The organism is Mesorhizobium sp. M0751 (assembly GCF_040320265.1).
GTDB lineage: Bacteria > Pseudomonadota > Alphaproteobacteria > Rhizobiales > Rhizobiaceae > Mesorhizobium.
The window spans coordinates 1-15,225 of the sequence record NZ_JAMYPH010000010.1; the positions used below are offsets into that span (position 1 = coordinate 1).

At 60.0% G+C, this 15,225-nt stretch carries 13 protein-coding genes; 7 read left to right on the forward strand and 6 right to left on the reverse strand.

Annotated elements, in window-relative coordinates:
* Both NKI19_RS16675 and NKI19_RS16680 read left to right on the forward strand, forming a co-directional pair.
* Nucleotides 1-583, forward strand: a 583-nt coding sequence (locus NKI19_RS16675; protein ID WP_352951179.1) for a glycosyltransferase, incomplete at its 5' end; no start/stop codon positions are given.
* An 834-nt stretch (nt 584-1,417) separates the two neighbouring features.
* A complete protein-coding gene (locus tag NKI19_RS16680) occupies nt 1,418-3,586 on the forward strand; it encodes an amylo-alpha-1,6-glucosidase (RefSeq protein ID WP_352493556.1) in 2,169 nt (722 codons plus the stop codon).
* Nucleotides 3,587-3,856: 270 nt separating this feature from the next.
* On the opposite strand, the gene NKI19_RS16685 is transcribed toward NKI19_RS16680, so the two are convergent.
* Nucleotides 3,857-3,979, reverse strand: a complete 123-nt coding sequence (locus NKI19_RS16685) for a hypothetical protein (RefSeq protein WP_352493557.1) — start codon at nt 3,977-3,979, stop codon at nt 3,857-3,859.
* A 268-nt stretch (nt 3,980-4,247) separates the two neighbouring features.
* Here NKI19_RS16685 and NKI19_RS16690 point away from each other — a divergent pair, with 268 nt between their 5' ends.
* Both NKI19_RS16690 and NKI19_RS16695 read left to right on the forward strand, forming a co-directional pair.
* On the forward strand, nt 4,248-5,132 hold the full coding sequence (locus NKI19_RS16690; protein WP_352493563.1) for a hypothetical protein: 885 nt from the start codon (nt 4,248-4,250) through the stop codon (nt 5,130-5,132).
* 677 nt (nt 5,133-5,809) lie between these two features.
* Nucleotides 5,810-6,115 carry a hypothetical protein gene (locus tag NKI19_RS16695; protein WP_352493558.1) on the forward strand — a complete coding sequence of 102 codons (306 nt, stop codon included), beginning with the start codon at nt 5,810-5,812 and terminating at the stop codon, nt 6,113-6,115.
* Nucleotides 6,116-6,661: 546 nt separating this feature from the next.
* Here the strand turns inward: NKI19_RS16695 and NKI19_RS16700 are convergent.
* The 4 genes from NKI19_RS16700 to ligD all read right to left on the reverse strand — a co-directional run bounded on the left by NKI19_RS16700 (nt 6,662) and on the right by ligD (nt 12,384).
* On the reverse strand, nt 6,662-6,838 hold the full coding sequence (locus NKI19_RS16700; protein ID WP_352493559.1) for a hypothetical protein: 177 nt from the start codon (nt 6,836-6,838) through the stop codon (nt 6,662-6,664).
* Between the two features lie 377 nt (nt 6,839-7,215).
* Complete coding sequence (locus tag NKI19_RS16705) at nt 7,216-7,650, reverse strand: CopG family transcriptional regulator (RefSeq protein WP_352565686.1); 435 nt, start codon at nt 7,648-7,650, stop codon at nt 7,216-7,218.
* 4 nt (nt 7,651-7,654) lie between these two features.
* Nucleotides 7,655-9,652, reverse strand: a complete 1,998-nt coding sequence (locus NKI19_RS16710; protein ID WP_352493561.1) for a conjugal transfer protein TraG — start codon at nt 9,650-9,652, stop codon at nt 7,655-7,657.
* 941 nt (nt 9,653-10,593) lie between these two features.
* Entirely contained in the window at nt 10,594-12,384 is a 1,791-nt protein-coding gene (gene ligD, locus NKI19_RS16715) for a DNA ligase D (RefSeq protein WP_352565688.1), read from the reverse strand.
* 148 nt (nt 12,385-12,532) lie between these two features.
* On the opposite strand from ligD, the gene NKI19_RS16720 reads away from it, so the two are divergent.
* The 3 genes from NKI19_RS16720 (at nt 12,533) to NKI19_RS16730 (ending at nt 14,283) form a co-directional block, all read left to right on the forward strand.
* On the forward strand, nt 12,533-12,847 hold the full coding sequence (locus tag NKI19_RS16720; protein ID WP_352565690.1) for a hypothetical protein: 315 nt from the start codon (nt 12,533-12,535) through the stop codon (nt 12,845-12,847).
* 381 nt (nt 12,848-13,228) lie between these two features.
* Nucleotides 13,229-13,483, forward strand: a complete 255-nt coding sequence (locus tag NKI19_RS16725) for a DUF3606 domain-containing protein (RefSeq protein WP_352493693.1) — start codon at nt 13,229-13,231, stop codon at nt 13,481-13,483.
* A gap of 596 nt (nt 13,484-14,079) precedes the next feature.
* On the forward strand, nt 14,080-14,283 hold the full coding sequence (locus NKI19_RS16730; protein ID WP_352493694.1) for a hypothetical protein: 204 nt from the start codon (nt 14,080-14,082) through the stop codon (nt 14,281-14,283).
* Between the two features lie 114 nt (nt 14,284-14,397).
* On the opposite strand, the gene NKI19_RS32850 is transcribed toward NKI19_RS16730, so the two are convergent.
* Entirely contained in the window at nt 14,398-14,631 is a 234-nt protein-coding gene (locus NKI19_RS32850; protein ID WP_502899297.1) for a DUF6894 family protein, read from the reverse strand.
* Nucleotides 14,632-15,225: the final 594 nt, after the last annotated feature.

The window sequence follows — 15,225 nt, forward strand, 5'->3', positions numbered from 1 at the left end:
AGCGGCCATAGAAATAGCAGCGCGGGCCGGGTTTCCTCTGAAAATCGCCGCCAAGATCGACAAGGTGGACCAGTCGTTCTGGAAGGAAAGGGTCGAGCCGCAACTGCTGCGGCATTCGAACGTGGAGTTCATTGGCGAGATCGATGAGCGGCAAAAGGCGGATTTTCTGGGCAATGCGGTAGCGCTTTTGTTTCCAATCGACTGGCCGGAACCCTTCGGGCTCGTAACGATCGAAGCAATGGCCTGCGGTACGCCGGTGGTTGCGTTCCGGCGTGGCGCCATCCCGGAGATCATCGATGACGGTGTGTCCGGATGGATCGTGGATACGGTGGAGGAAGCTGTGGGCGCGCTCCGGCGAATAGACAGCCTCGATCGCGCACGAGTGCGGCAGACGTTCGAAAAGCGGTTCACGGTCGAGCGCATGTGCAGCGATTATGTGGCACTCTACCGAGCACTCACGAACACCGGAACAGCCACACTTGCGTTCGATCGCGATGAGAGCATGCGCCGTCGAGCGCGCTCCGCGCCGCTGCGGCTGCCTGCGCAGGCCCCGAATGTTCATCGCACGCCACCTGGTCCCTGAGGTGCCGCAGTATTCGAACAGTCTGGTGCAGATGGTGCTGCCAATGTGGTGTGCATCATTCTGGGTCGCGCGACTTCACGCCTGTGGGTCTAGCCTCGGTGGGCGATATCGGACTGGCAGGTTTTCAGAACCGCAGCGGTCGTTTGCACCGTGGAGGATGCAACCAGTGTGGGGCCGTCGCCCCTGCGGCGCGTGTCGACGTGCTGGAACCCCTCTCTGCTCACCCCTCGGGAGCGCGCGGCTTTGGGCTGACCTCATCTTATGTGGGCAAAATGCGTTGCGCACCCAGCCGTTCTGCTTGTTGACAGTCGCCGAGAATACACCAGTTTGAGCGGAAGACACTTCGAAGGTTGGCGCCCGCAAGCACCTGAAGCCGGCGACTATTTTGATGAAAGACGGTCGAGGACAACTCCGGATGGACGCGTGCCGTCGCAGCGACCAGATTGCAGCGTCGCCGGGCCTCGCCAGAGCGCATCCATCTTTCTCCGGCTCACGCGTTGGAGAATGGCAGTTCGCCGGCTCGATCCTGGTGGCGAAGGGCAGATGTGCGCAATGGTCCTAGGCTCACAGTTTCGCCCAGCCGCGGGTGATGACCGAGGTGAGGCTCGCCGCGCGTGGTTGTGGGTCGGCTGATGTGCTCGAAGCGGTCCGATTGTTCGAACTCGTCGATGACCGGGCGGTGGGTCGCCTACCTGGGATGTGATTTTGTGACGATCTGGGGCCAGGCGTTTAAGGCAGACGTCAGGTCTCGTGGCCGAAGATCGCGGCGGCGGCCGACACTGGCCGTTCAATCTGTTCCCGTGGATGCTGATCGATCGGGTGACGGTTGAATAAATGACACTAGAGATCACAGTCGGACCGCCGCGTCTGGCGATTAACCAGGGACGCAGCTTCCTTGTCACCGAACCGGATGGCCAGATCGGCTGGCCCACGTATAACGGGTTGTATGCGTCTGACACACGCCTGATATCCAGCTGGCAGATCTTTGCCAATGGTCAACCATGGGACCTCCTCAGTTCCGGAAACATCGCCTACTTCGCCGCCAAGATCTATCTGGTCAATCAGGCGTTCGCGACCGAAACGAACCGCGTGCCAGCAGGCAGCCTGGGGCTGGTAATCGGCCGCGCCTTGGATGGTGGGCTGCATGAGGATTTTGAACTCGTAAACCACGGGCAAAAGCCAGTGCGGTTCAATTTGGAAGTTGCCATGCGCAGCGACTTTGCCGATCTTTTCGAAGTCAAGGCCGACGCAATCATCCGTCGCGGACGTATTGCCACGGAATGGTCGTCCAGAGCGGCGAGCCTTCGTACCTCGTACGTGAATCGGGACTTCAAGCGAGACGTCATTGTCAAGGTCCGCCGGACGGCCACAAAGCCCGTCTATGCCAATGGCCGGATCAGCTTCGACATCGAGCTCGAACCGGGCGCGACATGGCATGCTTGTCTTCTCTACGACTTTGGCAATGGCGAGACAATCTATCGGGCACCGCGAGCCTGCATTGACAAATGCCTCGAGTCGAAGGCCGCAAAACGCCTCGCGGGATGGCAAGGCAGCGCATTGAAGTTCAACTGTTCCAATGACGAATTTCATCGCTTCTACCATCAGGCGGTCGAAGACATGGCCGCGCTGCGGCTGCCGATCGAAGGGACGGACGAACTAGAATACGTGCCGGCCGCCGGACTACCCTGGTTCATAAGCCTGTTCGGGCGCGACAGCCTGATAGTCTCGCTTCAGAATGCCCTGGTCTACCCAGATTTTTCGCGCGGCGCCTTGGACGTTTTAGGGCGATTTCAGGCCACCGAACGAGACGACTACCGCGATGCGGAACCGGGGAAGATAATGCATGAGCTTCGCACCGGTGAACTCGCCCATTTCAATTTGATCCCCCATACGCCCTATTACGGCACGGCCGATGCCACGCCTTTGTATCTGATCGTACTCCACAACACTTGGCGATGCACCGGTGACGCCAGCCTTCTCGAGCGACACATGGCAACGGCCGAGAAGTGCCTGGATTGGATCGACCGGTATGGGGACCGTGACGGCGACGGTTTCCAGGAATACGAAACCCGCTCGGCTGCGGGGTACGAGAACCAGAGCTGGAAAGACGCCGGTGACGCCTTGGTTTATCCCGACGGCACCCTGGTGAAGGGACCCAAGGCGCTTTGCGAATTGCAAGGCTATGTCTATGACGCTTGGCAGCGCATGGCTGAAATCTTCGATGCCACAGGCGATGGCGATCGTGCCGGGCAGCTACGCGCCAAAGCCAAGGGCTTGTTCGACCGATTCAACGAGGTCTTTTGGGACGAGGCATCCGGCTTCTACGCGTTCGCGTTGGATGGCGACAAGAAGCCGGTGCTGAGCGTCGCTTCCAACCCCGGTCACTGTCTTTGGTCGGGAATAGTCCCACCCGAACGAGCCGTCAGGGTGGTGCGTAGGCTGATGATGCCGGATATGTGGAGCGGTTGGGGGATTCGGACGCTTTCGGCCGATCACCCGGCCTACAATCCACATTCCTATCAACGCGGCTCTGTATGGCCGCATGACAACGGGCTGATCGCGCTCGGCTTCCGGCGCTATGGCTTTTTCGCGGAAGCCTGTCGCCTCTCTCGCGACGTGAGCAGCGCCGCAATCTACTTCATGCAACATCGAATGCCAGAGCTGTTCGCCGGATTGCCGCGAACGCCCACGACTTTCCCCGTGCAGTATAAGGGAGCGAACGTTCCGCAGGCATGGGCGGCCGGATCCTGTTTTTCGCTTCTGCAGGCGATCATCGGCTTCCAGCCCGACGCTCCAAATGGCAAGCTGTACATCGATCCAAGGCTGCCCGACTGGATAGAGGAACTCACTTTGAACGACTTGCGCCTGGGCAAAAATCGCCTCGAACTCCGTTTGTGGCGAGTCGGCGCCGAGACCCGTTGGCAAGTGAGCGACGGCGATCCTTCACTGCTGGAAGCGCGAAGTTGTGCCACCGGGCCGAACTTGCGCTTGGCCTGCGTATGAGGTGAGCTCCACCGGGTTCGCTCGCTATCGGGCGGGAGCGGATGTCTTCTTGCCCGTGAGGCGCCGTAACCGGCATCGTTGCCGGCATCATAGGAACTTTTCGTCCGGCGTCTTAATTCCCGGAGGCAAACAATTCGTATGCAGTGATCGGCAGTTGACGACGTCCTTTATGTTGAGGTTCGATCGTGGGCCTTCGTCAACCTCAAGCCGATCCGCCCGATTGCCCGCGGATTGCCGTGACAAAGCTCCCTTCCCCGGCCTTGGAAGTGCTTAGCTGTCATCCTTAAAAGACTTCGCAGCTTCATCGATCTTACGCCAATCGTTTCCGTGGCGCCGCACCAGCTCCCGCGCCTGGGCTGGCGATATACTTTGCGTCTCGACGATGTGGTTCACTTCCGTCTCCTCGCCTTTCAGGGGACGCGAACGAGGGCTCGTTGGCCGTCTGGGGTTTTTTGCATCTCGTCTGGGCATGAATGGACCTCTCCTGGATCGATATAAACGGTCCGGCGCGGTGAAGGTTTCGCCACGTTAGCGCGTTGAGCAGTTTCACCGATCGCGCCATCAGCTTCCCCTTGCGGCTCTGACCATACCTTCTGGTGTTCTTGGGACCCAAATCAGCTGCACCGCGTTGTTTGCGAGCAGTGCTGTGCTTCGCAATCTGATGGAAAAATCCGACGCCCCTGCTGCACCGCGGACAGTTCCTGGTGCCGAAGCGCGCTTTCCATACGATCGCGCGGCGGTAGAGCGGTTTCGACAGACATTCCCGCGCGCCAGATGGAGTGACGAGCGGAGAAGCTGGTTCGTGCCGGGAAAGACTGCAGCGCGGCGCATCCAGCGCTGGCTGGCACAAGAGGCGGATCTCCGAGTAGCACATGATGACAGCAAAGGACGGGACGCCTTCGCCTTCGATCCCCTGTCGAGCCGGTATCTGGAAGTCGCCGACGACCTGCGCATCCGCACGCCATATTCGCGGACGGTTCTCGAAGAACTACGATCCGTCCCGTGGGCGAGCTGGGACGACGAACTGCGGGCCTGGAGGGTGCCTTTCCGCTCCTACGAGGAGTTGAGGCGCCATTGGCCAAGCATCGAAAGGGCCGCCCGCCGCGCAGAACCGGAGGAGAGGAAACGGCGACGGGAAGCGTCCAAAGACTCCGAGGAATATAAAGCCGCCAGATTGCGCTATGCCGAACGCAGGCGACGTCGCTACCCACTGCCCCCTGACGATTTGCCCCGGCTTGGCCGTGCCGTGGCAACGCAGCAATACGGCATCGTAGTCTTCACCGAGATTTCGGGTGAACTCGTCGACGCCTCGGAGTTAGCGGCGTTTTATCCGCATTTGATCGAGACGAACGTCGACCAGGTCTGGGGCAGATGGCGCCCGGCGACGTTGGCTGAATTGATTAGGACATGGCCCGCTCGGCGTGCTGCCGGGTTAACGGAACGGCAGCGAGTCTGGTGGCAACCGACGCTGCCCGAGCTCAGGGTCGCTCGCCAAAAAGCTCGAAGCCTGGCGCGAAGAAGGGCAAGGCTTGTGTCCTCGTTCTAGCCTTTCGGGCTTGCCGCTTCCGGCGTCTGCCGGGTTGCCCTTGGTATTGAAATGTCACCCCGATCGGAGGCTTCCATGTGCAACGTTTGCGAACAACATATGGCCTGGCTGAACATTGCTGGATGATAACTTCGCTGGCCTTGAAGTTCCCGACGCACGAAACCGAACTTGACCTGCGCGTACGCGCACGACACGCGCATCGATGATCCGGGTTCAATAACCCGCGTGGCAGGTAAAGCCATCGACCTATGACGTTTGGAATACCACCAGCCGGCCTAACGGTGGGTGGTGATCAACTTCCGCTCTGAGGAGCCGTCAGTTTGGGAACAGCAGACGATACCTGCTTCCGGCTTCGGAGTTCCTGAACTTTCCGGAACGACGTACCGAAGGCGAAAAGTCCATTTTCCTCTGCACAGTCCGCGTATATGGCCATCGCCCGACCGAGAGGAAGCCCGCCGGCCCGCCAACACGTAACTGGGCGGGCGCGCGAAAGTCATCGCTGAATGTCAAACCATTTCTGCAGAATTTGACGCACCAGGGCCGATTCAAGGCCAACGGGAGCGCCTACCAGCTTGGAATTGTGCGGAACCGTACGAAGTCGATTGCAAGCAACCAACCTGGTTGGCCGGGCATTAATTTAGCAAAGCGTGAATTAGGAAAGCATCGGGAGGAAGACCATGCTGCACGTTAACAGGCCTCGCGAATTTGAGGTCGGCGACGAGGTTGCGCTGGCAGGTATCGTCATCGCGATTCTCCCCAGCGGGCGCGCCAGGGTGAGCATTCCTTCGTATGACCATCCTTATACGATTGATCCGCCACCGAAAGTCCGGGCCGGCGACCGAGTCGTTCTTGTTGGGGACGTCACCCGCATCGATCGCGGGGCGGACAAACTCACTGTGCGGATTGACTGTGGCGGGGTGATCACGGTCGACAAGTCGGCGATCACTCGGCTGAGAAAGCACCACCGGATTTCAGCGGGTTGATGCTCCGGCGAGACAGCGGCCGGTATCGGCGTAGGGAAGATGCCCACGCCTTTGAACAGCCCAAGGGTGCGGCGCGGTCCAGCCGGATGTAATGGAAGCTCAACGGCTAGGGCACAAGTGCAGCTAGTGCGCCCCTGGTGTCTTCGGATTACTTGAAACAGGGCTCTGCAACGAGCGCATGGTCACGGCTCGGCAAGTTCAACCGCGATGGGCTCCGGGCCCCCGATGCCGGCAATAGGTCTGCTCGGAGCGTCGTGATGGGACTGGGGCGACATGGTTGCGGTGGAGTAGGAGCCATCGCCCTGGGTTAATAACCCGGTCGGTGACGGCCGCGGTCGCGTCGACAACAATCGTAACGGCACCCAAGTTGCCGCTGAAAGCCCGCGAGGTATCTGTCACGACATAGCGTGCCGGCGAAGCTCCGGCCCCGCGACAGGGATTCGTTGTAAGACGACCAGACGGCGCCGGCCAGATGAGCGAGAACTTACGCCTGATGTTGGTCTCGATCAGGCTCGCCGTTCGTCGACAACCGTCGGTAACTGCCGACTACGAGTCAAGGTCGTAGGGCTCGTGGCCCAGCTCGTTGTGATGAAGTGCCTCTGCCATACACCTGATATCGAACGCCTGGCCGCACGCCGGGCAGACGACGAAATACTCCTCCTCCCGAAGTGGCGATGCATCGTGGTCTTGGGGGATGACGATGTCATTGTAATCGTCGGGCATTGGGTCCTCCGGCAACCCGCCCGCTATGCTGGAACGCGTGCCGGCAGGATTTGTTTCAAAATTATTGCGCCTAAGGAAAGGCCCGATCTCCGGTTTCGGCTGCGATGCCGTGCCACCGGGCAGTTTCATCTGCAATCTTGGCTACGGCACGGGCAAGAACCTGTTCCCCGCTGAAAAGGCTCGAATTCAACCCAGCATGCGCGGTCGAAACAACTCCAATCCGGGAAGGCACACTCCTAGCTGAGATCGACGGTGGAAACGAACGCCGAGGCCCGCCGCTTCGATGAGAGGTGTTCTGATGGGTATCAGCTGCGCAAAATAGCTCCGCAACCGGGCACCGGGAGTTGGGCTGTTGAAGCGCCTGTCGTGCCGGCAGCTCATCCAGTTGCCGGCGGCGCTGGCGGGACATCGTCGGCTATCTCCTGCCTGAGCCTTGGTCCCTTGCTGAGCCGGCGACCGAGCGCATCAACGAAATTGTCGTAGCGCTGCAAGCCCTTGGCACGCGCCTCCGCTTGCGCCGATTCCGGCAAGGCTGGAGTCGAGTTGAGCCAAAACCGGACGAACAATGCTAGCGTTTCAATAGCAATTCCAACGTCACGCTCGACCCGCTGCACGCGTCGATCGATCTGGTCGAGGCGGCGAGTTATCGCCGCTTGCTTTCGTTCTTCGGCGTCCGGCGACAGGAAAGACGCGAGCGCAGCCTCGGCGACCAGTGACAGCGAGACCTCGCGTCGCCCAGCGTAATCTGCCAGTACCCTCATTACGTCAGGGTCGAGATAGGCAGACAGACGTCTTTTCTTGGCGTTCTTCATGCGCTCAAAGCTCAATGCCATCATTGGGGTCAAGGGCGGCCTGTCGTGCAGCGCGCCTCATAGCCTGATCGACACTGCCACGACGCAGGGCGTCATCGTCGGGCTCGTCACGGTCGAGATCGAACTCATCGTCGCGCCGTTGGGTTCGCTCCGGCGCGATGTTTTCGTGTTCGGGGAGCTCGGGCTGGCGGCGAATGCCGCCATTAGCCGGATCCTCGTCCTGCTGATCTCTGGCATGCCTCAGCTCGCGAGATTTCCCTTTCGGGTCAGCAAAAAGTGTCGTGTCGGTCCAGTCGTCTGAGCGAGCGTTTTGCGTTGTTCCTCCGGTCCTTGGTGGCGGCAAGACACGCCCGGCAAGACGCGGGTCGGCAAAGTAGCGTGCCTTCTTCGCACGGATTGGGAACTGGCCCGAGACCATGATGATCGCATCGGTCGGCGGCAGCTGCATGATCTCGCCCGGCGTCATCAGTGCACGCGCCGTTTCCTGCCGCGACACCATCAGATGCCCGAGCCAGGGCGACAATCTGTGCCCCGCATAGTTTTTCATGGCGCGCAACTCGGTCGCGGTCCCCAGAGAGTCTGAGACGCGCTTGGCTGTCCTCTCGTCGTTGGTGGCGAAGCTCACCCGCACATGACAATTGTCGAGGACAGAATTGTTCGGTCCGTAGGCCTTTTCGATCTGATTGAGCGATTGTGCGATCAGGAACGACTTGATGCCGTAGCCGGCCATGAAGGCCAGCGCGCTTTCGAAGAAATCGAGCCTGCCAAGCGCGGGAAACTCGTCCAGCAGCATCAAAAGACGCTGCCGGTGATCCTTCGCGTGAAGATCTTCGGTGAGCCTGCGGCCGATCTGGTTAAGCACAAGTCGGATCAGCGGCTTTGTGCGACTGATGTCCGATGGCGGCACGACCAGATAAAGCGTCGTCGGCCGTGCCTCCTCGACAAGGTCTGCGATCCGCCAGTCACAGCATGACGTCACCTTGGCCACAACTGGATCGCGGTAGAGGCCCAGAAAACTCATGGCCGTCGAGAGCACGCCGGAACGCTCGTTCTCGGACTTGTTAAGCAGTTCCCGAGCAGCCGACGCAACGACGGGATGCGGGCCTGCATCACCCAAATGCCGCGTCAGCATCATGGCGCGCAGCGTTGTCTCAATTGGCCGCTCTGGATCGGAAAGGAAGTTCGCCACGCCGGCGAGGGTTTTGTCTTTCTCCGCATAGAGCACGTGCAGTATGGCGCCGACCAGCAGCGCATGGCTGGTCTTCTCCCAGTGGTTGCGGCGTTCCAATGTGCCTTCCGGGTCGACCAGGACATCCGCCACGTTCTGCACATCTCGAACTTCCCACTGGCCCCGTCGCACCTCCAGCAGCGGATTGTAGGCTGCGGATCCAGCATTGGTCGGGTCGAACAGAAGCACCTGGCCGAAACGGGCCCGCCATCCGGCCGTCAATTCCCAGTTTTCGCCTTTGATGTCGTGGACGATTGCCGAACCCGGCCAAGTCAGCAGTGACGGCACGACCAGGCCGACGCCTTTGCCGCTTCGGGTCGGTGCAAAACATAGCACGTGTTCCGGACCGTCGTGGCGCAGATAGTGTCGGCCCAACATACCCAGCACCACCCCATCCTGACCAATCATCCCGGCGGCCTTGATTTCGTCTCGCGTCGCCCAACGCGCCGAGCCGTAGGTCGTGGTGTCCTTTGCCTCGCGCGCCCGCCACAGCGACATCCCGATCGCTGCGACGATAGCCATCAGGCTTCCGCTCGCCGCAATCGCCGCGCCCTCAAGGAAGACCTTCGGCGCGTAGGCATCGTAGAAAAACCACCACCAGAAAAAGGCAGGCGGCGGATAGATGGGCTGTCCAGCCAGTTCGAACCACGGCGGACCGAGTTGGCTTTGAAAGCCGAGCCGCGCTGCCGTCCACTGTGTCGCCCCCCATGTTGTCGCGACGACGATCAGGAAGGCGGTGAGGATCTGGCCCCATAGAACCTTGCTTGCCGGCATCGGTCGTTTCCCAAACGGATGATCGGAAACAACCGAAAAGCTCGAATTCCTGAATCCGCAAGACAAAAGGAGCGGTCGAAGCAGCAGGGCGTACCCGGACGTTGAAAGACTTGCCAAATGCGGTCTCGAATGTTGAACGAGCGTCGGGGGGCCGCTTTCTTCTGGAGCCGTTGAGCCGCCACTTGCCCATGACAGTTAGTTGTCTCGGCTCATGGCATTGACGAGATGGACGGGTTCTTGGAGACTCACGGACTGCGCATGACCAAACGAACAAGAGGCCTCAGCAGCGCGCCGTGCCGGAGAACGCGCCAGTCCCAGCAAGTCGTGGTCAGCCAGATTTGCCGTTCTGCTGAGCTCGAATCCAACCGCCTCCCGGATCGGTGGCGCGATGGTAGCCGACTTGACGAGCAGACCGCATCAAGTCTGTTCAATTTTGACAATCAATTCGGGTCGCGGCATTCTATTGGGCCGCACCTAAGTTCCAGATGTCCCGATACAGGCGCCATGTCCCGTCGTCCTCAAAGCGCCGGCTAACGCCTCACGGCCCCCACATCTCGACGACGGTGTTCGTTCGGATGATGCTTTTCCGTGGCTTTACGCGCAAGTTTTCGTCAGCCAGCCCTCCTCTTACGCTCGCTGGTCGTCTGGGCCCAGCGGCCTCTTGCTGACAGTCCCCCCGCAGCCAAGCCGCTGGGCACCTCGACGCCGGGAGTGAGCATTGGAGACGAAGTCGCGCTTACCGCTACAGTGAAGGCGCGTGACAGATGACCGCGTCAGCCTCTCCACCTGAGCTGCGATTTTCCGCATTCGATCAAGGCACAGCAAATCCAAGTTCAAGCGAGGCCACATATTGAGCTTCGAGGCGAACTCACCAGGGTAGATGAAACAGCTTCAAGGTCGAGGCCGATAAGGCCTTTGCATGGACTAAGACTTCGCGATTGCTATCGGTTTTTGCGCGTGGTCCAGGCGGCCTTCGCCGGCCGAAATGGGCTCTCCAACGTAAACGCGTCTGGCAAAATTCCCTTTTCGACCTGCGTCCATGTGACGGGAGCGGCTATCGGAAAGCTTGAACGGGCTCGAGGCGAGTAAGCGCCGACGGCTGTGTTGCCGCGGCCGTTGCGGAGGTAATCCAGAAAGATGCGCCCACAACGAGCCGATGGCGCAGCCGACAAAAGATAGCGATCGGGATGCTTGCTGACCAACTGCTGCGCTAGCTTTCGGGCATACTGCCGGGCGGCGTCGTGGGTGATCACGGGCTGCAGTGGCGCCATCACATGCAGACCCTTGCCGCCGGTCACCTTCGGCCAGCTATCGAGTCCTTCCGAACGCAGCATGTCCCGGAGCTTCAGAGCCGTCTCGACGATCATTTCCCATTCGACCCCTTCGCCAGGATCCAGATCGATGACAACCCGGTCGGCATGCTCGATATCATCGACGGTGGCGTTCCACGGATGCAACTCGACAGCGCCTATTTCCACCAAGCCAAGCAGGCCATCAAGATCATCGACCCACAGCCTCACGCCTTCTCCACCCTCGCGCTTCTGAACACGCAGTTGGTGCACGGTATCCGGAATGTCGGGCAATCCGCGCTTGTGATAGAAGGTGACCCCGTGCGAGTGGCGAACCAGCTTGAGCGGGCGCCGGCCGAGGTGGACAAGCGCTTTTTTCGCCACCTTCGTCCAATAGCTCATCAGCTCCTCTTTCGATGGCACGACTGCGTCGGGCAGCAGTTGCAAAATGTTCTCGCGAGGGACGCCGAAACTTTCATTGGGCGGCTGCGTCTTGCCGACCAATGGCGTGTGGGCTGGTAAGCTCAGATCATCCCGCAGCCCTTTGAACACGGCTTCCCGCAGCAGCCCGTCATCGGTGATCCCGCCATATTCGATCTCAGCCTCAACGGCCGGCTGCACCCAAGTCGCTTTGGGCTTGTCTATCGGTTCGGCCAGCGGAGATTTGTCGACGATTAGCGGGTCCAAGCGTTCGCGCACTTCGCGTGCGTCGGTGAGGCTGTAGCCGCTCTGCGCCTTACCGGCATAGTGGACGCGATTGCCCTTGCGGCGGCCGAGGTAAAGCGAGGCAATCCTGCGCGGCCTGGCACCTAGCTTTTCGACAAAGGCGACAATCGGAAAATTGTCGCTCTTGACGCATTTGAGCTTGAGCCAGCTCTCCTGCCGGCCGGAGCGGTAAGGGGAGTCCGCGCGTTTCGAGACAATCCCCTCAAGGCCCATTTCGCACGCGTGCTCGAACACGGTCGGGCCGTCACCTTCCAGATGATCAACATAGACGAGTGCCGAGGGCGCGCCTTTCAATAGACGTTGCAAGGCCCGCTTACGCTCGAGGAGCGGAGCGTCACGCACGTCTTTGCCGTTGAGATGGAGGAGGTCGAAGGCGTGGAAGACCAGCTTGGTCGATTCGGCCTTCCCAAGTTCACGGCGTAGTGCCTGGAAATCAGGACGCCCTGTAGCACTAAAAACTGTCGCTTCGCCATCGATGATTGTCCGCCTTACTTTTAGCGTACCCGCAGCTCGGACGATCGGGACGTATCTGTCGGTCCAGTCGTAGCCGTTGCGCGTGAAGGCCTGCACCCTACCCTCTTGGATGATCAGCTGCGTACGGTATCCATCGTATTTGATTTCGTGGATCCACCCGCGGCCCCTGGGCGGCTTGTCGACCAGTGTGGGCATTTGGAACTCAATGAACGACAGCCGGCCAAGGCCAAGCTCGGTAAGCATGCACGCGCACTCCAAACGCCGCGATTTGAATCAATATCGCTGGTTCGAATCGGTTCCGAAACAAATTGCGGGCTCAGGCGCACGTCAGTCATTCTCTCTAAGTTAGCAATCTCTTGACGGCCGCAACAACCGCCCCAGACTCATGCACATGGCTTGGGAAATTACAGACATCAACGTCGGCGACGAGGTGGCGATCACGGTGACGGTGCTCAAGTTGCTTGATGACGGCAGAGCCAGCGTCAGCATCCCCTCCTACGGTTTTCCACATTCGATCCCTGCCCCTAAGAAGGCTAAGCCAGGCGACGAACTCCAGCTAACAGGCGAAGTGACGCGCGTGGACGAGCAAGACCGGACAGTTACAATGAAGGCAGGCGGGCTGATCACTATCGATGTCGATGCAATCACCGATTGGACGCCTGTCCCACGCAAAAAGATGGCGTCCCTAAGAGATGAGCCGGATTAAAAGCAACAACGACCGGATCGCCGAGATCATCGCGTTCGCCGTCGACGCGCCAGGGGACACCACGATCAGCGAGGTCCTGCCGGGGCTGGCCACCAGCCCTGGTAGCGACGCTTGGTGCCGCCTGTCACGGAAAACTGGTGACGCTACTAAACCGCTCCTTTAGGAGCTCATCACCACAAGCGCCTCAGATGAGCTGAAATCGCACGATTCTCCTGGCTCACACTGCAGCTCCAAGTAACACATCGGGGGCAGAACGGAGGGAAAGCAGGCTCAAGGTCGAGGCGGACCAGCAAACAATTCAGGAGTCGCGGGCTGTAAAAAGCGCAACGAAAGCTGCTTGCCCGCGTTGCCATTGATCCGAAGCTCCACCGGGAGGACTACATGGCCGACGACAAGAGCACGCGCGACCGAGACCGCCTGGAACCTAGCCAGGACTACGACGTGAAGCATTTCGCTCAGCAAAATGGCATCGCCGTGGATCAGGTTCCCGAGCCGATCCGCGCCAATGACAACGATCGCGCGGGCGTTGCGGAGGCTACCAAGGCCCTCCGACGGGCGGCCGGCGGGAGCCGATCGGACGGCAGCGGAGATCCGCCAGGAAAGAGCTCGAATGCACCTCGGCGTAGCGAAAACTGATTGCGAAAACTGATTGCGACAAGGTGATTGTCACCAATTGGCGAGGACAAGACAGACCGCGAGCGTATCAAGTAGCTTCATGCGGGGTTGCTCGCCGAAGAGACTGGTATAACGGCGCGCGATCTCATCGAAACGATTGGAATCGATCGCGCATCACTCGTGCACGAGCCACGGATGCTGAATTCTAACCGGAAGTCGCCCGAGAAGCCGGGATAGTCCGGCTGAAATTCCGAGGAGGCAAAAAACGCGCACTTTCGGGGGGACAGGAGCCGGGCCATCGGTGCCACCCGATCTGGCATCGTCCGAGGGCAAGGTTTGCTGCGCACGCCCAACCTTCACCGTCAGCGGTGTTCCAGCCTCAATGCGAAACGTCCCACACGTGCGGGAACGGCGGGACCCGATCGGGCGCCTTGCATCAGGCAAGGGGTAACTCGGGGGCCTGCGCAGCCTGGTGCGCGCGATCACTCCTCACAGCTGCAGGATCGGTGGAACCGATTGTGGTCCGCGTCCTTCCTCCGGAGACGCGGGCAGGTCGTCACGGACCATGGTGAGCAAACCCCTTGGTCAAAATGGTGCATTAGAAATTTGGAGCATAGTTGAGGCAGAAAGCATTGTTGGCCATAGACAAGAATGGTGGCGACAATCTTCCTGAATGGCTTCCGAGCCGCCTGCCCGAGGATCCAGAAATCCGAGCAGACGTCGCGGCAAAGATTTCAAGTGAGGCTCACGGCAAAAATGGGTCGGACGATGAGGTGCTTATGAAAGCCAGGCTGGCGGAACAGGAAGAAGCTGAAGCCTAGTCGGCCACCAACCATCTATGATTCCGTTGCTCCTGGTCCTTTAGGTGCTCTCGATGTTAGGATTGGTCGGGTACGTGCTCGCTCGTTCGTATTTTCTATGACGCCCGCTCACCTCTAGTGCGCCATCTCAATTTCGAATCTGATCCTGGCGTGAAGCAACACCTCGCCCTTCTCTGTTCGAACGATCATTGCGAAGTCGCGGCTGGAACCGTCTGCCTTGTCTTTCACGATCGCCGCCAAGGCCCTTGCTGCCTCGACCCTGGCAGCTTCCGCGTCAGGAAGATCGGTGCCTTGATCGTCCTGACACAACTCATTGGCATCCGCGAAGTCGAAGAAATATCGCGGCATGGTTTGGGCGCATCGGTCTGGGAGATTAGCTAAGACGAGGCGTTTTGCAGCCTCCGTCAGGCGGGCGCGATCCTTGCCGTGGATCTCTGCCGAGCTGGTCGGGGGTCAGGCCGTTCTGGGCGGCGAAATACTCCACCTCGTTGTCTTCGTGCGCTGACATGCGGTCGCGTCCGCGGAAATCTCGTTTACTCTTGTCTTCGGCCATCTTGTCCTCCCTGTCGCCTCGGATAGACCGCAACGCTGCCGAGCGACTTTCGTTGCGCATGTACCGCTCTGCTGCGACTATTTGGCATTCATCCTTTGGCCATTTGGCGGTCGCCCCGCGGAGGTGAAGTCTCTTTGCTGCTTCCGCTCGCGTTGAGAAGCGCAAACAGCGATAGCAGTCGCGAGATGCTTCGCTACCGTGGCGAAGGCCAGGCCGGCGGCGTCACTCCGGTCGCATCGCTGGTGGCTCGGTCCGGTCAGCCAGCGGCTTTCACCTCCAAAAAATGTCGCGGCAGACGCAGTTGCTCGGCTTCTGTACTATGGAATCTCGACCCAGATAATGCGGCTACATCATCGCCAGTCGGGGAAGTATTTCCCGCGGGGATAGCC